At 63.8% G+C, this 20,324-nt stretch carries 18 protein-coding genes; 12 read left to right on the top strand and 6 right to left on the bottom strand.

The features are described 5' to 3' along the window. Window positions 1-41: 41 nt before the first annotated feature. Complete coding sequence (locus tag SO156_RS15165) at window positions 42-713, bottom strand: response regulator transcription factor (RefSeq protein ID WP_458150286.1); 672 nt, start codon at window positions 711-713, stop codon at window positions 42-44. Further along, window positions 710-2,974 carry a sensor histidine kinase gene (locus tag SO156_RS15160; protein ID WP_458150285.1) on the bottom strand — a complete coding sequence of 755 codons (2,265 nt, stop codon included), beginning with the start codon at window positions 2,972-2,974 and terminating at the stop codon, window positions 710-712. The genes SO156_RS15165 and SO156_RS15160 overlap by 4 nt, the downstream gene beginning before the upstream one ends. Window positions 2,975-3,930: 956 nt before the next feature. Here SO156_RS15160 and SO156_RS15155 point away from each other — a divergent pair. Genes SO156_RS15155 through SO156_RS15145 form a run of 3 tightly spaced genes read left to right on the top strand, consistent with a single transcriptional unit; the run spans window position 3,931 to window position 4,837 of the window. Further along, the gene (locus SO156_RS15155) at window positions 3,931-4,269 is read left to right on the top strand and encodes a hypothetical protein (RefSeq protein WP_498535352.1); all 339 of its coding nucleotides are present in this window, start codon (window positions 3,931-3,933) and stop codon (window positions 4,267-4,269) included. Next, complete coding sequence (locus SO156_RS15150; RefSeq protein ID WP_458150283.1) at window positions 4,266-4,466, top strand: hypothetical protein; 201 nt, start codon at window positions 4,266-4,268, stop codon at window positions 4,464-4,466. Before SO156_RS15155 ends, SO156_RS15150 begins: the two co-directional genes overlap by 4 nt. After that, window positions 4,463-4,837 carry a hypothetical protein gene (locus tag SO156_RS15145; RefSeq protein WP_498535351.1) on the top strand — a complete coding sequence of 125 codons (375 nt, stop codon included), beginning with the start codon at window positions 4,463-4,465 and terminating at the stop codon, window positions 4,835-4,837. Before SO156_RS15150 ends, SO156_RS15145 begins: the two co-directional genes overlap by 4 nt. A gap of 185 nt (window positions 4,838-5,022) precedes the next feature. Here the strand turns inward: SO156_RS15145 and SO156_RS15140 are convergent, their stop codons facing one another. Continuing rightward, window positions 5,023-7,221 carry a lytic transglycosylase domain-containing protein gene (locus SO156_RS15140; protein WP_458145442.1) on the bottom strand — a complete coding sequence of 733 codons (2,199 nt, stop codon included), beginning with the start codon at window positions 7,219-7,221 and terminating at the stop codon, window positions 5,023-5,025. A 350-nt stretch (window positions 7,222-7,571) separates the two neighbouring features. Between SO156_RS15140 and SO156_RS15135 the strand changes: the two genes are divergently transcribed. From SO156_RS15135 to SO156_RS15120, 4 genes are all read left to right on the top strand, one after another. After that, entirely contained in the window at window positions 7,572-9,308 is a 1,737-nt protein-coding gene (locus SO156_RS15135; protein WP_458145441.1) for an adenylate/guanylate cyclase domain-containing protein, read from the top strand. Window positions 9,309-9,399: 91 nt separating this feature from the next. Next, window positions 9,400-9,591 (top strand): hypothetical protein, encoded by a 192-nt coding sequence (locus SO156_RS15130; RefSeq protein WP_498535350.1) that lies wholly within the window; start codon window positions 9,400-9,402, stop codon window positions 9,589-9,591. A 195-nt stretch (window positions 9,592-9,786) separates the two neighbouring features. Next, window positions 9,787-9,963: a hypothetical protein gene (locus SO156_RS15125; protein WP_458145439.1), complete on the top strand. Its 177-nt coding sequence runs from the start codon at window positions 9,787-9,789 to the stop codon at window positions 9,961-9,963. A 148-nt stretch (window positions 9,964-10,111) separates the two neighbouring features. After that, entirely contained in the window at window positions 10,112-10,324 is a 213-nt protein-coding gene (locus SO156_RS15120) for a hypothetical protein (protein ID WP_458145438.1), read from the top strand. A 37-nt stretch (window positions 10,325-10,361) separates the two neighbouring features. Here SO156_RS15120 and SO156_RS15115 read toward each other — a convergent pair whose 3' ends face one another. Further along, complete coding sequence (locus SO156_RS15115) at window positions 10,362-11,558, bottom strand: DUF418 domain-containing protein (RefSeq protein WP_498535349.1); 1,197 nt, start codon at window positions 11,556-11,558, stop codon at window positions 10,362-10,364. A gap of 443 nt (window positions 11,559-12,001) precedes the next feature. On the opposite strand from SO156_RS15115, the gene ilvD reads away from it, so the two are divergent. Continuing rightward, window positions 12,002-13,726, top strand: a complete 1,725-nt coding sequence (gene ilvD / locus SO156_RS15110) for a dihydroxy-acid dehydratase (protein ID WP_498535348.1) — start codon at window positions 12,002-12,004, stop codon at window positions 13,724-13,726. Next, window positions 13,713-14,540 carry a tetratricopeptide repeat protein gene (locus SO156_RS15105; protein WP_458145435.1) on the top strand — a complete coding sequence of 276 codons (828 nt, stop codon included), beginning with the start codon at window positions 13,713-13,715 and terminating at the stop codon, window positions 14,538-14,540. The genes ilvD and SO156_RS15105 overlap by 14 nt, the downstream gene beginning before the upstream one ends. Window positions 14,541-14,603: 63 nt before the next feature. On the opposite strand, the gene xth is transcribed toward SO156_RS15105, so the two are convergent. Continuing rightward, complete coding sequence (xth, locus tag SO156_RS15100; RefSeq protein WP_458145434.1) at window positions 14,604-15,401, bottom strand: exodeoxyribonuclease III; 798 nt, start codon at window positions 15,399-15,401, stop codon at window positions 14,604-14,606. Between the two features lie 146 nt (window positions 15,402-15,547). Between xth and SO156_RS15095 the strand changes: the two genes are divergently transcribed. Further along, complete coding sequence (locus tag SO156_RS15095) at window positions 15,548-17,854, top strand: ATP-binding protein (RefSeq protein ID WP_498535347.1); 2,307 nt, start codon at window positions 15,548-15,550, stop codon at window positions 17,852-17,854. On the opposite strand, the gene SO156_RS15090 is transcribed toward SO156_RS15095, so the two are convergent. After that, on the bottom strand, window positions 17,851-18,783 hold the full coding sequence (locus SO156_RS15090; protein ID WP_498535346.1) for a LysR substrate-binding domain-containing protein: 933 nt from the start codon (window positions 18,781-18,783) through the stop codon (window positions 17,851-17,853). The genes SO156_RS15095 and SO156_RS15090 overlap by 4 nt on opposite strands. A gap of 93 nt (window positions 18,784-18,876) precedes the next feature. On the opposite strand from SO156_RS15090, the gene SO156_RS15085 reads away from it, so the two are divergent. Beyond that, complete coding sequence (locus SO156_RS15085; RefSeq protein ID WP_498535345.1) at window positions 18,877-19,494, top strand: MFS transporter; 618 nt, start codon at window positions 18,877-18,879, stop codon at window positions 19,492-19,494. Between the two features lie 341 nt (window positions 19,495-19,835). Then, window positions 19,836-20,321 carry an MFS transporter gene (locus SO156_RS15080; protein WP_498535344.1) on the top strand — a complete coding sequence of 162 codons (486 nt, stop codon included), beginning with the start codon at window positions 19,836-19,838 and terminating at the stop codon, window positions 20,319-20,321. Window positions 20,322-20,324 lie beyond the last annotated feature (3 nt).

Below are 20,324 nucleotides of genomic sequence, written 5' to 3'. Positions count from 1 at the left end.
GAGCCAAGGTGGGCCCATCAAGCGAGATTTGGAACTCATACTTAGGTTTGTTCGTCCCGCCTGGCGTGCTGGATGCCGAGTGCCTCGTTCATTTTTACCAGCTCGGCCAGCGACTTGGCACCCATCTTCCGCATGATCTGGCCGCGATAGATCTTGACGGTTATTTCGGCCAATCCGAGTTCGGCGGCCACGTGCTTGTTCATCATGCCAGACGCGACCAGGGACAGCACGTCCCGTTCCCGCGGGGTCAGCGACTCGAAGCGGGACCTGACGTTCGACACCGTTTTCTCGATCTCGCGGCGCTTGCGATCGCGCTCGATCGCGGCCTGGACTGCGTCCAGCATGTCCTGGTCGCGCACCGGCTTGGTCAGGAAGTCGACCGCGCCGCTCTTCATGGCCCGGACGGTCATGGGAATATCGCCATGGCCGGTGATGAAGATGATGGGCGTGTGGATGTTTGCCTTGGCGAGATCGGCCTGCAGGTCAAGGCCGCTCAGCCCCGGCAGGCGGATGTCGAGCACCAGACAGCTGGCAACCTCCGGCGGCTTGCTTTGCAGGATCTCCGCCGCCGAGCCGAACGCCGCGACCCTGAGGCCTACCGATTCAAAGAGATTGACAAGCGCCCGGCGCACCGACGGGTCATCGTCGACGACCAGGACGATCGGCTCATTGTTATCCGCCTGCGGCAAGGAGGGCGTGGGGCGCTCGGTCACGACACTTCCTTCTGATGCAGGGGCAGGGTGATCTGAAACGTCGCGCCGCGCCCGTCATTGGGTGAGGCCGAAAGTCGTCCGCCGTGGGCCTCGACGATGGAACGGCAGATCGACAGTCCCATGCCCAGGCCGCTGGATTTGGTGGTGAAGAACGGTGTGAACAGGCGATCGATCGTATCGGCAGAAATGCCGACTCCACCGTCCGTCACGCTCACCAGCACTGATTCGTTCTTATCAGGACAGGAGCGGATCACCAGCTCGCGCGGGCGGTCCGTGACGCCTTCCATCGCTTCGATCCCATTCATGATCAGGTTGATCAGCACCTGTTGTAACTGGATTCGGTCGCCAAAAATGTTGGGCAGTACCGATCTCAACTCCATTCGCACCGATACGGCGTGGGCGGCCATCTCGCGCTGAACGAGGGCAACGGCCTCGCGAACGACCCGGTTGACGTCGAGCGGGACCATCTCGATGTCGGTTCTCTTGGCAAGTGCCCGGACGTGACGGATCACCTCGCTGGCACGGTTGCCATCTTCGATGATCCATTCCACCGAGCGGCGTGCCCCTTTCAGGTCGGGAGGACTGCGCTGCAGCCAACCGATGCACGCGTCGGCATTGGCCATCACGGCGGCGAGGGGCTGATTGAGCTCGTGAGCAATCGAGGCGGTCAGCTCGCCGAGCGTCGTTACGCGCGTCACGTGGGCGAGCTCGGTCTGCGCCTTGCGGAGCGCCTGTTCGGCCTGGTCGGCGCGGATGTCTGCAGTCACATCGGTGCAGACGCCGCGATAGCCGAGGAAATTGCCGTTGGCGTCGAAGAACGGCTTGCCGCTGGTGCGAACATAGGTCGGCTGTCCGTTCCGGTCCTTGCTCCGATACACGAGGTCGCGAAACGGAGCGTGCGCGTCGAGGGCCTCCCGATGCTGCTGCCACTTCTCCGGTTGGAGCGCGGCATCGGGAGCAATGTCCCAACGCGTGAGCCCGACCGCCCAGAAAGGGGCCATGCCGGCCGTCTCGGGATGTTCGGAGACGCGGGTGACGCGATGGTCGGGCCCGGTCTCCCAGAACCAGTCGGATGCAGTTTCGGCATAGTCGCGGAAGCGTTGCTCGCTCTCACGAAACTTTTTTTCTGCCTCCTTCGCCGCAGTGATGTCGGAGACTGAACCAACGAACTCCACGCTGCCATTGGCACCTCGCAGGGCTCGGGCCACCGCACGGACATATTTCACGGAACCGTCGGGCATCACGAGCCGGTATTCGTGATCGTAGTCGTGCCCCTCGCGCATCGCGCGCCCCGTGGTTCGCCGCACCGCGAGCCGGTCATCCGGATGGATACGCTGGAGCATGAAGGCGAACGTGGGCTTCTCAGCCTCGTCGCATTGGAAGATGCGATACGTCTCCTTCGACCAGGTGATCTCGCCGGTCGCGGCCTTCCAGCCGAAGCTTCCCGTGTGGCTCAATTCCTGCGCCTGGGCGAGGTAAGCCTCGCTCTGTCGAAGCGCATTCTCCGTTTCCTTGCGCTCGGTGATGTTCTCGCAGGCGACCAGCACGATCTGCTTGCCATCGGCCTGCAGCATGGCCTTGGCGTTCTCGCGTACCCACAGAACCGAGCCGTCCTTGCGCACCTTCCGGATTTCCCAGGTGTGTGACTGACCGACGGTCCCAAGGCACAGCGCAACGCACTGGCGGACGAAGTTGCGGTCTTCCTCGAAGAACACACCGAGCACCGATTGGCCGATCAGCTCCACGGTCGCATAGCCCAGCTGCGCGGCTCCGAAGGTGTTCACGTTCACCACGGTTCCGGCGGGATCGACCATGAAATACATGACCGGGTTGTGCTCGAACACCTGCTGCCATTGCTTCACGGCCTCGCGCAAATCGGCATCGCTGGACTTGAGGCTCGGCTTGACGCGGCCAGCCTGCCGTTCGCTGCGGGCCTGCTGGATCAATCCCGATCCGATCAGGCAGGCGAAAAGGAACGGAGCGATCACCAGGCGATCCTGCGGATTGGAGATGCGGAAATCAAAGAGGGGCGGGGCAGAGAAAAAGTCGAGCGCGGCAACGGCAAGGAGAGTGAGGATACCAGAGGCCAGGAAGCTGTCCATGAGTGCGAACAGCAGTACCACCACGAGATAACAGAACGCGGTCGCGGCGAGCCCGATCTGGAGGAAAAAACAGGCCGCGGTCACCAGCGCCAGCACGACGCAACCGAGGACGAATTGCGCTGCTAACTTCCAGAGTTGTGCTGTCTGGCCAGGCTTCATCGCAGACAGTCTCGGCTCATCTCTGCGGTCAACACAAGTAGACCACGTTGCAATAACGTCGGCAATTCCCCCCGACCAAAGTCGGGTCGATTGCGACGGGACGACGTCGCCCTCGCACTTGTGGCTCGCGATGCTGCTCACCGCGAACCAAGCGCGGCTGCGCTGGCCAAGCGATTCGCGGCAGCCGTGCAATCGGCGCATCGTGCGCCGTCTCGTTGCGACAAGTTCTGGCTGAAACCCCCGGGCGACTACGGGACAAACCTAGGTATAGCTCGCACATCCCTAGTCATGTCGGTCATTTACCTCCGTACAATTGAGAACGTCGTGGCTGACGGACTAGCTTCATGACCAATCGGGAAGGGTCGATGGTGCTGCCGCTGGCGGCGATCGTGAAAGAACCGGGTCTCAAGCGCAGGGTTCAAGCGGTCTCACCGACGGGCGCAGGACGAAGGGCCAAGCCACTGCGTTGCTCGGGATGTTGCCATGAGAGTGAAGCTCTGCGCCCGCCGCCCGTACGTTCCGCAGGATCTGGCGGACCACTACGAGGCTTACGCCGCGCTTCATCCGTGCGTGCTGCGATGACGAAACGGCGATTCCCGCGATCCACTACGCGTCTGCTGTCTAGAGAAGGGAGCAGGTCAACGAACGAGGGAGAGAACGATGTGCGATAAGTCCGATCAGTCTGAGCGCCGTCTTTCAGATCAGAGCTGCGCGGTCTGTAACAGGCAGTTTGGCTTGATCCGATACTACTCCTGGCGAACTGCGCTCTGTTCCAAGAAGTGCCTCGATCGTTTCCGTACGCGCAGCGAACGCGACCGCCGTTGGCTGTTCCGAGCTCGGGTGGCGTGAAGCAACCGGACAGGTTGGCCGTTCAGAAATTCTGATCCATGAGGCTGCGTGTGAACCCATCGTGCAAGCTTCTCTTATCGGGCGTTCTCCTCCTTGGACTCACTGCGATGGTCCAGGCGCAGGAGGTTGGGCAAGGGGCGGGCCATCGCCAGCATCCATCTCAGGATCAGGCTCTGCACGAAAAGTTCTATTCGACCTGGCACATGCCGGATAATCCGGCGCTCAGCTGCTGCAACAGCGCGGACTGCTACCCGACCGAGATCAGGTACGAAGACGGCAAGCTTTATGCGCGTCGCAGGGAAGACGGCAAATACATCCCGGTCCCTGCCCAGAAGGTAGAGCGGAACAGGGACAACCCGGATGGCCGCAACCATCTTTGCGCGCCGCCCCCCGCGCTTTCTCCGCTGGATACCGTCTACTGCTTCGCATTGGGAGGTGCCACATGAGGTTCGCCTTCGTGTTGGTCAACGACAGAACTCCGTTCCGGCAAACCTGGTGCTTGCAGTGCTGCGAGCGCATCGGCGGCAGTGGAAGCTATCTCCGCGAGATCGGGACGCGTCTGCCCTATTGCGACTATGAATGCTACGCGCTGTCTCGTCAGGACGGGGCGGAGCGGCAGGAGCGCGCGAGGGCGGCCTCATGAAGTTCGTGGTGGTCAATCACGAGCCGCCGTCGCGCGAGGCCGCGTGTAGCACCTGCTCGCAACCGCTCCAACCCGGCTATATCCGGCATGTGCGGACGCAGCGCCGGTACTGTGACCATGATTGCTACCGCCGAAACGAGCTCGCGACGCTGATGATGGAGTGGTCGATGCCCGGCCTCACCGGGACGCGGACGGAGAACATTGCGGCCGTCGCCAGTCGCGTCATCGAAGTCCTCGCTGTCCTGGGTGCGGTGTCGTGCTGGAGCTCTACGATACAGATGTGGACCTTCTCGCGAGCATTGACCGACGCATGTTTGGGCGCTCACGACCTGATGGCGACGGAAGGAGGTGAAACCGAGCCACGCAATTGAAGCGACGCAATTGAGTCCACGCGAGTGAGCCCGCGTGGGGGCCGCAGTCACCAGACCTGAGAGGCGCCTCGTCCAGCCCCGGAGGCGTCGACCAGCGAGGGTGGGTTAGCAGATGGCGTAACCAACCACGCACCCTCCACATCGTGGTGGGTCGCGCTTCGCTAATCCACCCACGGCTCCGAGCGTCAATCCGCGCCCATGAAGCTCGCCGGCGTCGCCGCTGCGGGCCGCGCGCGAACCTCCTGCGTGACCACGCGCCCGTCGGACTTCGCCGCGACCGCGCGCGCATCCTCGAACCGTGCGCGGTAAACCAGCACGTTCTCCATCACGCGCTGGACATAGTTACGCGTCTCCGATAGCGGAATGCGCTCGACCCAGTCGACCGGATCGATCTTCGGGTCCCGGGGATCGCCGTGCGCCTGCACCCAGTCCCTGACCCGGCCACGACCGGCATTGTAGCCCGCGAACGTCATGATCTGGTTGCCGCGGTATTCCGATAGCAGCGCGCTGAGTTCGGCCGCACCCATCTGGGTGTTGTAGACGGGATCGGAGACCATGCGGTCCCAGTCGTAGGTGACGCCGAACCGCTTTGCAGTGTCGCGCCCGGCCTCCGGTGTGACCTGCATCAGCCCGACCGCGTTGGCAGACGACTTGTCGCGCTGGTCGAACGCGCTCTCTGTCCGGGCCACCGAATAGATCACGCTCGTCTCGATCTCGGGTGCGACCTGCTTGTGGGGGGGAATGCCGATGGTCGGGAAGGCGTAGTGGTCGAGCGCGAGCCCGTGGGCGAGCGCCAGCTTGCCGATCTCCAGCATCGCGTGAGCGTCGTTGCGCCGGCCCGTGAGCTCACCGAGCGCTTCGAGCGCGGCAACGTCGGTGCTCTCTCCGGCAAAATCGGCGATGAAGGAGAACGCGACGTCGCGCTCGCCGACCTCGTAGAGCATGTCCGCTGCGCGCACGCGCTCGTCTGACGGTTGCGCCGCGTCGGAGGCGAGCACGGGCGAGGGCGCTCGCAGCTCGATGCGCTCAAGGCCGAGCCTTGCGCGTGCGAGCTGGCCGTAATAGGCGGTCGAATAGCGGGCAGCGGCCTGGTAGCTCCGAAGCGCGTCGGCGGTTGCTCCCAAGGCTTCCGCCGCACGGCCGCGCCAGTAGTGTCCCCGCGACAGGGCGATCGGATTGACCGAGCCCTCGTCAATAGCGGCAAAATGCATCAGCGCCGTCTTGGCATCGCCGAGATAGCGCAGGGCAATCCAGCCGCACATGAAGTGATAGTCGACGCGGTAGACCTCCATCGCCGGCACGGCGGCCGTGCGCACTACGTCGTAGGCCGTCCGGAACTTGCCCTGGTCGAGCAGTTTGCGCGCCAAGAGCCGGCGCTCGCGCCACCAGGCGTCGGTGTCCTGGAGCGCCATGGTGTCGGGAGAGGCTGCCAGGATGACTTGCGCCGCATCGTCGATGTGGTCCTTCAGCAGGTGCCATTGCGCGCGGCACAGCGTGTAGCCGAGATCGCGGCGCGCATCCGCCGGCACGTCCTCCAGATAGTCCTTGGCCTTGTTCTCCTTGCCGCTGACTGCGGCGCAGGCCTTCACGATCGCAAGCTCGTCGCTGCCGAGACGCTTGGCGGCGCGTCGTGCCGCGCCGTACTCCCTGGCGCCGAGACGCTTGTCCATGCGGGCGCGATGGTCGTCCGCGGTCAAGAGTTCGCCGAACGTTTCGTAAGCGTCGCTCTCGGTGCGCTCGGACAGTTCCTCCGTGCGCCAGGCGCCACGCACGAGCCTTGCGGCAGCGTCGCGATCACCCTGGGCCAGCAGCACGCGCGCGAGCGCGAACTTTCCCTTGGCGCCCTGCGGCTGGTCCGCGGTGAACTTGTGCACGGTGGCCGCATCGCTCTTCTCCTGCCAGAGCCGCGCCTCGGCGCGGCGGCGGAACGAGGCGATGCTCGGCCAGTCGGGATTGGCGGCAATGAACGCGACGTAACGATTGAAGTCGGCGGTCGTCTCGGAGTGCCGCAGGATGAACCACTCGGCGAGCTTTTGCCCGGCGGGATCGGCGATCCGATTCCTGGCCGCGGTGGCGTCATCGGTCTTGGCCTTGCGCGCCAGATCGATCGCGTCCTTCAGCGCAGCGAGGTCGCCGGTCAGCGGCGGCCTCGAGGGCTTCTCCGACGGTTCCTCGTCCTGCTTCTTCGATTTCCCTTTCGCCTCGGCGTGCTTGCCGCGGCGTTGCTTGCCGGCCGCAGCGCTGCGCTGCTTTCCAGCCTTCGCGTCATGCGTTTTCTTCTGACCGGATTGCTTGTGATGGCCTTTCGCCGCCGCCTCTGTCGAGACGAGCGCGAGTGCAGCCATGGTGATGAAACACGCAAGCAAGCGTAGGCACTGGTTCATTCCATGGTCCCCCTGCGAAACCATCAGCACAAACCAAGATCCGCGACGTGCGCGGGCTTGAGCGACTCAAACGATAGCACGGCCTCGTTTGATCGCCGTTACGCTCCGGCAACATTGCGGCAAAAATGCCGCTGAAATCGAACCCGAGAGCTTTTGCAACTCACGCTCCGAACGACACCGGGCGCTCCGCGAAATCGTAAACGCTCGTTAATCTTTGATGAGGCCACGCTGGCGGCGGCCGCGAAAAACTCTGCGAAGCAGCATTTCAGACCAAATTGCGCGTGTTTCAGGTAACGGTTCCGGTGTATGGAGGTCCCAAGGTTCCTCAATCCCATCTTGCTCAAGCTCGCATGCCGATTTTCAATCAATCGATCAGGCGCAAGATCGTCGGGATCGCCCTCGGGCTGATCGTGCTCATGCTGGTCACCTCGATCCTGTCGATGGTGATGTCGAGTCGAGTCGGTCACCTGCTGGACGAGCTGACCAACCGGTATATTCCAGCCTATGGCGGTCTGGCGCGTGCCAATGTCCGTTCGCTGGAGCGGGCGCTGGCGCTGCGGCGCATGGTGATCGCCAAGATGCAGACGCCGCCTGACGAGGAGGGATTTGCGGCCCGCCTTCGCGACTATCGGCAGTTGGACGCGCTGGTCGTCCAGGAAGCCGACGCCGCGCGAAAATTGATCAACGCGATCATCGAGGACGAGAGCACGCCATCCGACAATGCAGCGCTCGGCCGCATCGACGCCAGGATCGAGAATGCGCTTTCGGAGCTGCGCCGCGAGCTCACAGAGGCCGACACCAGGCTGCTGAAGCAGATCGACGCCAAGGATTTCGCCGCGGCGCGTGATACGATGACCCAAGTCGATACGCTGCGCGATGTGTTCAACCAGCGGATCGACACGATCCGCGCCGACATGCTGGGGCAGGTGTTCGCGAGCACAAGAACAGTGATCCGCCACCAGACGCAGACGATCGTCGTCTCGGCTGTGGTGACCGTGCTTGCGGCGATCGTCGGGCTTGCCTTTTCGCTGCTGGTCTCGAGCGGCATCACGCGTCCGGTGCGACTGTTGCTCGCCGGCACGCGCGAGGTCGAGGCGGGCCGCTTCGACCATACGATCAGCGTGTCGACGCAGGACGAGATCGGCGAGCTCGCCGCCGCCTTCAACCGCATGATAGAGCAGCTCCGCCGCAACGAGCGCATCCGCGAGACCTTTGGCCGCTACATCGATCCGAAGGTGGTGCAGGGGCTGATCGACCGGCCCGAGGTCGCGGTCGACGGCCAGCGGCGGGTGATGACCATCATGTTCTGCGACATGAGCGGCTTCACCTCGATGAGCGAGGGCATGACGCCGCGCGGTCTCGTCAAGGTCATGAATCACTATTTCACGGTCATGTCGGAACCCATTCGGGCCAACCGTGGCGTCATCGACAAATATATCGGCGACGCCATCATGTCCTATTGGGGCCCGCCCTTCATCGAGGAGGCCGAGCAGGCCCAGCTCGCCTGCCATGCTGCGCTCGACATGGCCGACCAGGTGCCGGCGCTTCAGAAGCAGCTCCCCGATCTCCTCGGCATCCGCGCTATGCCCGCTCCGTGCGACCTCAGGATCGGAATCGCGACCGGCGAGGTTCTGACCGGCAGCATCGGCTCGGAGCTGATGATGAGCTTTACAGTGATGGGCGATGCGGTGAACCTCGCCTCGCGGTTGGAAGCGGCCAACAAGTTTTATGGCACCCGCATCCTGATCTCGCAGGCGACCGCCGCGGCGCTCGGCGCAAGCCTCGAGCTGCGCGAGATCGACCGCCTCGCGGTGGTCGGCCAGAGCGTGCCGCAGCCCGTGTTCGAGGTGATGGGCAGGGCCGGCGCACTCCCACGGGAGCAGACCGGCCTGCGGGCGCACTATGCCGAAGGGCTTGCGGCGTACCGAGCTGGCCGCTGGGACGAGGCCCGGAACGCCTTCAACGCGGCGCTGGAGAGCGTTCCCGGCGATGGCCCGTCGCGCACGCTGCTGGCTCGCGTCGAGCTGCTCCAGGCCGATCCACCCGCCGCCGATTGGGATGGTGCCTGGCGGATGGAGCATAAATGATCCAAACGCGTTGCTCCGAATGCTTTGAGCCGGTCCAAGTTTCGCCTCAAGGTGTGCTATGAATGCACCCGTGATTTTACGGGGGTGATCCATGAAGAAGGACGATGCGATTTGTCCGCATTGCAAGGCGGGCTTTCGGCGGCTTGAGCTGGCGACGGAGCCGCCCACGAACGGCGAGTACCGCTGCCCGGCCTGCGACGAGGTCGTGGAGAAGTTCGACGGCCTTGCATTCGTGGCCTACCGTTTGACGGTCCAGCCCTCGACGAAGGGCATTCGCGCGTAAGGCCGCTCCCGTTGGACGGCAACCGGGTCACGCCGACGCGGTGCATCATCATCCGCAAGATGCCGAATACCCGATGCGCCGTCGGCGAGGTCGCATCGGACAAAAATTGATTCAGTCAGATAACGATGTTGGCCGTGACCTATTTCGCGGGCTTACGCTCGTGGCGCCTCGAAGGCGTTAAATGGGGACACGCCGATGACGGAACTTCAGGACAGACTGGAGCGGTTTGAGACGCTCACCGCCGAGTGCGAGCTGATCGCCAAGCTGGCGACCGACAGTGCAAAGCGTGAGTTCTACCTCAAGCTCGCGGAGCATTATTACGAGCTGGCGGCCGAGGCGCGGCGAGCGATTGCGCCCAAAGCTGCCGCGTGACGCCGGCCGAAAGCCGTTCTTAACTCTTGGCGCGCATCCTCTTCGGATGTGAGAAGCTGTTCGCGTGCCGCGATTCCTCACAGGTGGGAATGCTGGAGGCTGTTGACGTGCAGCGGCTCCAGGAAACTGTTCCTTTGCAGGTCATCCCATGCGGGCTGTTGTAGTCATCTTGCTTTCACTCATGACGGCGGCCTGCGAGCCTGAGCAGGAAATCACCGGTTCGACTGCCGTTTGCCCGATGCGCAACTACGGCTCCTACAATGCCCGGGACATGAGTCAGTGCGTCGCTGCCTGCAAGTCCTGCGATCGCGGCACGACGGTGACCTGCACCACTTCCTGCACGCTGAAGGGCGCACATTGAGGGACGCTGCTCGCGCCTGATCCGGCGAGACCTCTCTTCATCGGAGATCGGCGGCCCGTGACGACGATTTTCGACGATCCCCTTTGTTCCGGAACGCCGGCGCCCGGCCATACATCAGCGCCCGCCACAGCCATTCGATTGGCCCATAGGCAAAATGCGTGAGCCAAAGCCGGCTTACCACCACCTGCGCGGCGTAGATCGTCACGACGAGCAGCAGGCCGGCCACCGAGCCGAGCCCCCCGAATAGTCCGAGGCCGTAACCATAGAAGATGAAGCCGAGCACGACCGACTGGACGATGTAGTTGGTGAAGGCCATGCGTCCGATTGGCTCGGCGAAGCGGAGCAGCCTTGCGCCGGCTGACGTCTGTTCGGCGGCGATCACCAGGGCGGCGTATCCCGACGCCAGGACGATCTGGCTCGCCAAAACCGCAGGCGGGTGCGTGAGCCGTGCCAACAGCAGGCCGCCCGCGGCAGCCGCGAAGCCCGCGATCGCCAGCAGGTTTCGGCATCGTCCGGTCGCCTCAGTGAACAGCCCGCCTCTCCAGCAGAGAATGCCCACCAGGAAGAGGCCGATCGTGCGCGGAAACACGTAGAGATGCAGCGGCAGAAAGGCCGGGAGCTCCTGCACGCGCAGCGCCAGCACCTCCGCAAAGCCTCCATTGGCGTAAGTCTGGTTCGCTGTCTTCACGAGCGCCACCAGCGTTGCCCGATCGGGGAAGGCGATGAGGGACGGCAGCACCGGTTGCAGCACATAGAAAATCAGCATGATCGCCGCCGCGATCGCGATCATCCAGCGCGGCGCCCATAGAAAGGGCAGCACGACAAGTCCGGCCAGCGCGTATTCGGTGAGGATGTCGCCGTTCCAGATCAGGACCAGGTGGACCACGCCGAACAGCAGCAGAACGAGCAGCCGCCGGACGAGAAGGCGCGTCCGTCGCGGCGAGGTATCCAGCCGGTCGAATTGGATGGCGAGGCCCACGCCGAACAGGAATGAGAACAGTGCGAACGCCTTCATGTCCACGAACAGGGCGAGCGCCGCGTCGACGGCGCCGTCCAGCGTCAGGTCCGGGTTCGACGGGAAAAGTTGCCGGAAGATTGAGACGCGAAACTCGGTCTCGAGGTTGATCAACAGAACGCCGAACAGGGCCAGCCCGCGCAACGCGTCGATCGCGCCGACCCGATGCGAGGGATCGGTCGGCGCACTCGCCATTGTGACGTCGGTTGCGGATTTCACGGCGACGTCGGTAAGGGCAAGCCGCGATGGGCGAAGCGCACCGCGAGAACAAGCAGGCTCGTCCTGTCTGGATCATCCGTCATGCGGTGCGACTCGGCCAGAGGAATATTCGTGGTAAGGCCTGAGCCTGGGTGCATGCAGAACGCCTCAACATCTGAGATCGTGGCCAGGTGGAGTCGAGGACGGTATCAAGGTAGCCTTGATCGTGTCCCGTGAGCCACGATTGTGCTGTCTTCGCAACACTCGCCTCGGATTTAACCGACATTGCAGCCCGCTCCCATTCGCGCCGCTTTTTGGCCACACCCCTCCATGAATAAAATCTACATAAATCTTTCAGGGGCTGCGGCGCTCGCAACAGCGAAGGAAAAAATCCCAGGGTTCATTCAAATCTGGGGTGTCGTTTTCCGGGTCTGAAAAGAGTTAACCGAGGAAACTGGATCGCGATGGACGCCAAGACGAACATCAAGCAGAGACTGCCAAGCCGTCACGTGACGGAGGGTCCCGCGCGCGCCCCCCATCGTTCGTATTTCTACGCCATGGGTCTGACTACCGAGCAGATCCACCAGCCGTTCGTCGGCGTCGCCTCCTGCTGGAACGAAGCCGCTCCCTGCAACATCGCCTTGATGCGCCAGGCGCAGGCGGTGAAGAAGGGCGTGGCGTCGGCCGGCGGCACACCGCGTGAATTCTGCACCATCACCGTCACCGACGGCATCGCCATGGGCCATGACGGCATGCGCTCCTCGCTGCCGTCGCGCGAATGCATCGCCGACTCCGTCGAGCTGACCGTTCGCGGCCACGCCTATGACGCCCTCGTCGGCCTTGCCGGCTGCGACAAGTCGCTGCCGGGCATGATGATGGCGATGGTCCGTCTCAACGTACCTTCGATCTTCATCTACGGCGGCTCGATCCTGCCCGGCAACTTCCGCGGGCAGCAGGTTACCGTCCAGGACATGTTCGAGGCGGTTGGCAAGCACTCGGTCGGCGCCATGTCCGACGAGGATCTCGACGAGATCGAGCGCGTGGCGTGCCCCTCGGCGGGCGCCTGCGGCGCGCAGTTCACCGCCAACACCATGGCGACGGTCTCGGAAGCCATCGGGCTTGCGCTGCCGTACTCGGCCGGCGCTCCTGCGCCCTATGAAATCCGCGACGCCTTCTGCATGACCGCGGGCGAGAAGGTGATGGACCTGATCGCTGACAACATCCGGCCGCGCGACATCGTCACGCTGAAATCCCTGGAGAATGCCGCCGCCGTGGTCGCAGCCTCCGGCGGCTCGACCAATGCTGCGCTGCACCTACCGGCGATCGCGCATGAGGCCGGCATTAAGTTTGACTTATTCGACGTTGCCGAAATCTTCAAAAAGACACCATATGTCGCGGATTTGAAGCCCGGCGGCCGTTATGTCGCCAAAGACATGTTTGAAGTTGGTGGCATCCCGCTTCTGATGAAGACGCTGCTCGACAACGGCTTCCTGCACGGTGATTGCCTAACCGTGACGGGCCGCACGATCGCCGAAAATCTCAAGAGCGTGAAATGGAATCCGCACCAGGACGTGGTGCACCCGGCGGACAAGCCGATCACCGTCACGGGCGGAGTGGTTGGTCTGAAGGGCAATTTGGCGCCAGAAGGTGCGATCGTGAAAGTCGCGGGAATGTCCAACCTCAGGTTTACCGGTCCGGCGCGCTGCTTCGACCGGGAGGAGGACGCTTTCGACGCGGTCCAGAAGCGCACCTACAAAGAAGGCGAAGTCATCGTGATCCGCTACGAGGGCCCGAAGGGCGGGCCCGGCATGCGGGAAATGCTCCAGACCACCGCAGCGCTGACCGGCCAGGGCATGGGCGGCAAGATTGCGCTCATCACCGACGGCCGGTTCTCGGGCGCCACCCGCGGCTTCTGCATCGGCCATGTCGGGCCGGAGGCGGCGATCGGCGGCCCGATCGGGCTGCTCGAGGACGGCGACATCATCGAGATCGACGCGGTCGCCGGCACTCTTAACGTAAAATTGAGCGACGATGAGCTGGCTCAACGCAAGACCAAATGGCGTTCCCGCGCGACTAACCATACGTCGGGTGCGCTCTGGAAATATGCTCAGCAAGTAGGACCAGCGATCGGTGGGGCAGTGACCCATCCGGGCGGCGCGCACGAGAAACAGTGCTATGCGGACATCTAGGCGTACCATAGTTGCGTTTGTGTTGGGGGCTTCCGCGCTGGCCGCGCCGGCGCTCGCCTTCGACGGTGCGCCGGTCAATCCGCAGGATGCGGCCATTCCGGTGGTCTCACCGGCGCCCGGTAGCGCCGCAGCACTCCGCAAGGCCGTCCCGCCGGGGACGACCAATCCCGATGCGTCCTTCACCGCGCTGCAATATGCTGCCGAGGGTGGCCACCCCATCGCGCAGTGGAAGCTTGGGCGGATGTACGCCAATGGCGAGGGCGTCGCCCAGGACGATTTGCGCGCGTTCGACTATTTCAGCCGGCTCGTGAACGCGCATGCGACCGACAGTCCGTCGCTGCCGCAGGCGCCGATGGTGGCGAACGCCTTCGTTGCGCTCGGCCGCTATTACCTCAACGGCATCCCCAACTCGAAGGTGAAGCCGGATCAGGAGCGGGCGCGCGAGCTGTTCTCTTATGCGGCAGCCTATTTCGGCAACGCCGATGCGCAGTACGACCTCGCCCGGCTCTATTTGAAGTCGCCGGACGCTTCGCGCGATGCCTTCACGCAGGGCGCGCGCTGGCTGGGCCTTGCCGCGCAGAAGGGGCAGCATGAGGCACAGGCGCTGCTCGGGCAGATGTTGTTCAACGGCGATCGCCTGCCGCGGCAGGCCGCGCGCGGCCTGATGTGGCTGACGCTGGCGCGTGACAGCGCGGGTCCGGACGAGACCTGGATCAAGGAAAGCTACAACCGCGCCATCGCAAAGGCCTCCGATGACGACCGCGCGATGTGCCTGCAAATGCTTGAGCAGTGGGTGCAGGGCCGCCGCGATTGATCGCAGCGTAGGCTGCGTAGGGTGGGTTAGCTGAAGGCGTAACCCACCATTTCAGGAGGCAGTCTAGGCTGCCTCGAAATCCAAATCCGCCCACACCGGCACGTGGTCCGACGGCTTCTCCCAGCCGCGGACATAGCTGTCGATCCCAACATTGGCGAGCTTGTCGCTCGCCTGCGGCGACATCAGGAGATGGTCGATCCGCAAGCCTTGGTTCTTCTGCCAGGCGCCGGCCTGATAATCCCAGAAGGTGTACAGCCCGGGCTCGTCGGTCACCGCGCGCAGCGCATCGGTGAGCCCAAGGCCGAGCAGGGATTGAAAACTCTCCCGTGTCTCGGTCTTGAAGAGGGCGTCTTCGGTCCAGGCGGCGGGATTGTGGACGTCGCGGGCGGCGGGGATCACGTTGAAGTCGCCGGCGAGGATCAACGGCTCCTCGGCCTTGAGACGCTCCTGCGAATACTCGAAAAGCCGCGACATCCACTTGAGTTTATAGGGGTATTTCTCGGTCCCGACCGGATTGCCATTAGGCAGATAGAGGCAGGCGATCCGCAGGACGCCCTGCTTCAGCGTCACCACGCCCTCGAGAAAGCGGGCGTGCGCGTCCTCATCATCGCCGGCAAGCCCCGACTTGGTCTCGTCGAACTTGAGTTTCGACAGCAGCGCCACGCCGTTGAACGTCTTTTGCCCGTGGGTGACGACGTTGTAGCCGAGCGCCTCGATTTCCAGCCGCGGGAATGCATCGTCGACGCATTTGATTTCCTGGAGGCAGACGATGTCGGGCGAGCACTCCTTCAGCCAGGTCATCAGATGCTCGATCCGCTGCCGGACCGAGTTCACGTTCCAGGTGGCAATGCGGATCGTCATGAGAGGGTACTCCAGGCTGGGGCATCGTTAGAACAAACTGCAAACGCAGCCGTCAAGGACGGCTGGCCGGGAAGCACAAAATCTCCCAAGAAATTAACCCGGTTTAAGCGGAAGCTCTGCCATTCATGCCGAAAAGGTCCTGATGGATGGGATGGCCCGGCAATTCCCCAGACACCAATGAGCCGCGCAACGGCCTGATGGGCGCGTTCCTCTACTGGCTCGGCGGTTTCGAGATCGAGGACGGCCTGACGGCCGATCTCAGCGAGCGCGAGATGGGCCGGATCCGGGCCAAGCAGGTCGATGCGGTCACGCAACTGATCCCGGTGACCATGGCCGTGAAGATGCTCACGGTCGCGATCGTGCTGATCCTGTTCTGGGGCAGGGGCTGGAACGAATTCCTCGTCGTCTGGGGAGTGACGATCACGGCCGTTGCCGAGCTGGCGTTGCGCGCCTGGCAGCGCTCCCGCGTTCATCCGCCGCAGGAGGCCTCACCGCGGGCCACACGGCAGATCATGCGTCAGGCGTTTTTCCTCGCGGCGATCTGGGGCATGCTGCCGCTCGCGCTGTTCAGCCATGTCGGGCCGACCAGCCAGCTGATCCTGGCCTGCCTGATGGTCGGCATGATCTCGGGCGGCGCCTTCACGCTCTCGACCTTCCCGCGCGCGGGCCTCGTTTATCTCGCCACCATCACGCTCGCCTGCGTCGGTGCGCTGCTGTTGTGCGGCAGCGGGCCGTATCTGGTGACTGCGGTGTTCCTGCTGCTGTTCGCGTTCTTCATGGCGCGCAACATCGTCTCGCAGGGCAATCTGTTCCTCGGCAATCTCAAGGCGCAGCTCGCGCTCGAGCGGCAGACCGAGATCATCTCGCTCTTGCTGAAGGAGTTTCAGGAGAACGCCAGCGACTGGCTGTGGCAGACTGATGCGGAAGGGCATCTCGTGCACGTGCCCGAGCGCTTCGCGGCGGTCGCGCAGATGCCGCTGCCGCTGCTGCAGGGCGCGCATTTCGCCGACGTGCTCGACATGCTCTGTCCAGAGGACATGAGCACCGCCTACAACATCATCGGCCTGATGGAGCAGAGCGAGCCGCTGCATGAGATGAGCATCAAGGTCGTCGCCGGCGGCGAGGCTCGGCTGTGGTCGCTGACGGCAAAGCCGTCATACGATCGCGACGGCCAATTCCTCGGCTATCGCGGTTTCGGCCGCGATGTCACCGAGCGCTGGCGCGCGGAAAAGGCCGAAGCCGAAAACCGGGCGAAATCGAACTTCCTCGCCGTGATGAGCCACGAGATCCGCACGCCCATGAACGGTGTGCTCGGGCTTGCGAGCATGCTGCTCGAGACTTCGCTCGATCCGGAGCAGCGCGAGGCCGTGACCACGATCCGCGAGTCCGGCGACAATCTCCAGCGCATCCTCAACGACATCCTCGACCTCTCCAAGCTGGAGGCCGGTCGTTTCGAGTTCGAGGCGATCGACTTCTCGCCGAAGGCGCTGGTCGAGACGGTTGCCACCGTCGTCCGCGCCAGTGCCAAGGCCAAGGGCCTCACCGTGAAGGTCGCGCTCGATCCGAACCTGCCGCCGGCGCTGCGCGGCGACGTCGCCCGGATCAGGCAGGTGCTGCTCAATCTCGCCTCCAACGCGGTGAAGTTTACCGATTGCGGCGAGGTGACGATATCAGCCACCTGCCAGGCTCGGCGGGATCTGCTCGCAACGGTCGAATGGACCGTCACCGACAGCGGTATCGGCATTGCTTCCGAGAAGGTCGGTCAGCTTTTCGCAGATTTCACACAGGCCGACGCTTCGATCAGCCGACGCTTCGGCGGCACCGGACTGGGCCTGGCGATCTCCCGGCGCATCATCGAGCAGATGGGCGGCACGATCGGCGTCACCTCAGTGCCGGGCGAGGGCTCGACCTTCCGCTTCGCGCTGGTGCTGCCGTGGAGCCAGGCGCTGGTGTCCGACCAAGAGGCTGATCGCAACGAAGCCGATGAGCTCAAAGCTCGCATCGCGGCGCTCGATCGGCCGCTCAAGGTGCTGGTGGCGGAGGATGACGCCGTCAACCGCATGGTCGTGAGCAAGATGCTCGGCGAATTCGACGTCGACCTGCGCGTCGTGACTGATGGCGTCGAGGCGGTCGAGGCCGCCGCGGACGGCGGCTATGATGTCGTGCTGATGGACGTGCGCATGCCCGAGATGGACGGTCTGGCCGCGACCAGGGCCATCCGCGCGCCTGGTGGTGCCTTCGCGGCGCTGCCGATCATCGCCCTGACCGCCAACGCGTTCCCCGAGGACGTCAAGATCTGCCGGGAGGCAGGGATGTCTGACTTCTTGGCAAAGCCGCTGCGCAAGCCTGCGCTCGTCGCGGCGCTGCTGCGGGCACTGGATCAGATGGCTGCGAATGACGCGCCGCTACAGCCAGACGAACCGGCCGAAACGACGATCGAAGCCGACGCCTAAGTTGAGCCGTTTGACATGCCATTGTTTGTCTCTTCGGCGGCCTGCGCGAGCCAGCTGACCAGAACTTGGGCGTTGCGGTCTCCAACGAGATCCGGGCTCCAACGTGCAATGTGGACCTTGGTCGAGAGCACGTAGGGAGCGGTTGCAAGCGCAGGGACAAGACGTCCGTCGCTGATCGCATCGGCAACGAGGAGGGAGCGTCCGATGGCGACGCCGGCACCCTCCACGGCGGCCGTCAGGCAAAGGCCCATGTCTCCCAGGACAAGGTCGCGCGGCTCGGCGCGCTTCAGCCCAAGTTTCCGGAACCAGACCGACCAGCTCCATTCACCCAGTGGGGTATGACCTTTCTGGATCAACGGGAGGTCGAGCAACGCCGCTGGATCAGACAGCGGCCTACCGCGCGGAAGTATCGACGAAGCGCAGACTGGGAAGACACGCTCGCGAAAAAGCGGGGCTTGCAATGACGTCGCGCGAGACTCTGCCAGAGTGGTCCACAAAATCCGCACGTCCAGCGGCGGCTCGCCTGCAGCGGTGGCCTCCACAGGTACAAAGTCAATCTCGATCTCGGGGTGGCGTGCGCGAAAGCTTCTTAGCCGGCGAACCAGCCACCATGCGGCCAACGAAGAGCCGGCGCCCACGCGCAGCGTCTGTCGGTCCGGTCGACGCCGCAAGCTCGGCTCAAGGCCCGCTATCCCGTCAAGGAGGGGTGCCAGTTCGCATTGTAATTTTGCGCCATCGTCGCTCAGTTCGACCCCGGGATTAAGTCGTTTCAAAAGTCGGACGCCGAGGAAGTCTTCAAGACGGCGTACCCGATGACTGACTGCACTCTGTGTCACACCCAGTTCGTCGGCCGCGCGCGTAAACGAGCGGTGGCGGGCGACCGCGTCGAACGCAACGAGCGGGCCGAAAGGGGGCAGGCGTCGGGTCATCAGGGCTGGTTCTCCAAGAGCATGATATAGATTCATGCCCTTTTGAGGAACGATCATTCGCGTTTGGCGAGAGTTGTGAGGCATGACAGCCGCATGCCAAACGCGTCTTCGACAAAACGGACACAAGCGTCTCAGCCCCCAGCAGATCTGACGGCGGAACAGACGACCGCTGCTTCGCAGCCCACCGGTGACGCCTTATCAACGCTGATCGCCGCGTGTGTGAGCGGTTTCCTGTTTCAATTCGATCTCACCGCGCTGTCGGCGGCGTTGCCAGATATTGCATCCAGTCTTTCCGCGGCGGTTGCGGACCAGGCCTGGGTTATCGACGTCTACAGCCTGGCGTTGATCTTCGCGCTTCCGCTGGCGGGCCCGGTCGCCGATCGGTACGGACGACGGCGCGCGTTCACGACCGGCGCCGTTCTCTTCGCCTTGGCTTCGGTACTGTGTGCGACCGCGACGACTCTCTCCAGTCTATTGGCTTGGCGGGTGCTGCAAGGGATTTCTGGCGCTGCGCTTACGGCCTCTGCGTCGGCACTCCTCGCGGCCGCTTATCCCGGTCCTCGCCGGGCCTGGGCGTTCGGCATGTCGGGGACAGTCATCGGCGCGTCGATGGTGGCCGGGCCGCCGCTTGGCGCGTTCATTGCGGCGGTGTTGGGATGGTCGTGGGTGTTTTGGATCAATATACCAATTGCATCGTGTTGGTGCTGCTGACCGGTCGAACCGCAAGCGACCAAGCCCCTTCAGGGACGTATGCTCCGCTGGATTGGGCCGGGCCAGCGATACTAGCGCTGTGCGTCGGATCGCTCGCGTCCCTCATGCTCGCTGGTCATGGACCTGCAGGATCGGGCGTCATCCCAACGCCTGCCGCGTTTGGAGGCTGCATCATCGCCTTGGCGCTTTTCATCCGCGTCGAGCGGCAGCACGTTGCGCCCGCGTTTGACTTTGCGCTGTTTGGCTCGTCGCGATTTGTCGCGATGTGCCTTGTTCCCATCGCAGGCTCGATCGGATTCTGGGCCCTTCTCGTCCACTTGCCGCAAATGGCGAGAGGGCCCATGGCGCTAAGCCCCGCTGCTACGGGCTTTCTGCTGACCGCCTTGACAGTGCCCATGTTCCTGCTGCCATCCGTTGGGGCGAAGCTGGCCGGAAAGCTGCCGGCGCGCTGTTACTTCGCTGGTGGGCTCGGGATCGTGGGCGGAGCGGATCTACTGCTTGCGCTCGCGGCCCGCGACCTCGGCGCGCCACTGGCCATTTGGGCCGTAGTCGGCGCGCTGCTCATCGGTGGTAGCGGTTGCGCAGTGTTCAACGCGCAGATAACGGCTGCGGCCGTCTCGGCTGTGCCGCCTGATCGTGCGGCGACAGCATCGGCGATCTGCGTGACGATGCGACAGATCGGCTTCGCATTCGGGATCGCCTTGATCGGCGCCCTGCTGCAGCGCGATGATCCGTACGCCTACACAACGGCGTTCGCCGTGGTCGCCGCGTGTACACTCGGTCTCGCCGCCTTCGCATTCGCTCTGCTTGGTCGCTCCGAGAGATGAATA

The sequence above is a fragment of the Bradyrhizobium sp. UFLA05-125 genome, from assembly GCF_059803515.1.
The sequence above is the reverse complement of the archived record's forward strand: the minus strand, read 5'-3'. Positions and strand labels throughout refer to the sequence as shown.

Bases quoted from the DNA above. Each gene is read 5' to 3' on its own strand.
- SO156_RS15160 (WP_458150285.1), bottom strand. From the start codon at position 2,974: ATGAAGCCTGGCCAGACAGCACAACTCTGGAAGTTAGCAGCGCAATTC.
- SO156_RS15155 (WP_498535352.1), top strand. From the start codon at position 3,931: ATGGTCCAGGCGCAGGAGGTTGGGCAAGGGGCGGGCCATCGCCAGCAT.
- SO156_RS15150 (WP_458150283.1), top strand. From the start codon at position 4,266: ATGAGGTTCGCCTTCGTGTTGGTCAACGACAGAACTCCGTTCCGGCAA.
- SO156_RS15145 (WP_498535351.1), top strand. From the start codon at position 4,463: ATGAAGTTCGTGGTGGTCAATCACGAGCCGCCGTCGCGCGAGGCCGCG.
- SO156_RS15140 (WP_458145442.1), bottom strand. From the start codon at position 7,221: ATGAACCAGTGCCTACGCTTGCTTGCGTGTTTCATCACCATGGCTGCA.
- SO156_RS15135 (WP_458145441.1), top strand. From the start codon at position 7,572: ATGCCGATTTTCAATCAATCGATCAGGCGCAAGATCGTCGGGATCGCC.
- SO156_RS15130 (WP_498535350.1), top strand. From the start codon at position 9,400: ATGAAGAAGGACGATGCGATTTGTCCGCATTGCAAGGCGGGCTTTCGG.
- SO156_RS15125 (WP_458145439.1), top strand. From the start codon at position 9,787: ATGACGGAACTTCAGGACAGACTGGAGCGGTTTGAGACGCTCACCGCC.
- SO156_RS15120 (WP_458145438.1), top strand. From the start codon at position 10,112: ATGCGGGCTGTTGTAGTCATCTTGCTTTCACTCATGACGGCGGCCTGC.
- ilvD (WP_498535348.1), top strand. From the start codon at position 12,002: ATGGACGCCAAGACGAACATCAAGCAGAGACTGCCAAGCCGTCACGTG.
- SO156_RS15105 (WP_458145435.1), top strand. From the start codon at position 13,713: ATGCGGACATCTAGGCGTACCATAGTTGCGTTTGTGTTGGGGGCTTCC.
- xth (WP_458145434.1), bottom strand. From the start codon at position 15,401: ATGACGATCCGCATTGCCACCTGGAACGTGAACTCGGTCCGGCAGCGG.
- SO156_RS15095 (WP_498535347.1), top strand. From the start codon at position 15,548: ATGGGATGGCCCGGCAATTCCCCAGACACCAATGAGCCGCGCAACGGC.
- SO156_RS15090 (WP_498535346.1), bottom strand. From the start codon at position 18,783: ATGACCCGACGCCTGCCCCCTTTCGGCCCGCTCGTTGCGTTCGACGCG.
- SO156_RS15085 (WP_498535345.1), top strand. From the start codon at position 18,877: ATGCCAAACGCGTCTTCGACAAAACGGACACAAGCGTCTCAGCCCCCA.
- SO156_RS15080 (WP_498535344.1), top strand. From the start codon at position 19,836: ATGGCGCTAAGCCCCGCTGCTACGGGCTTTCTGCTGACCGCCTTGACA.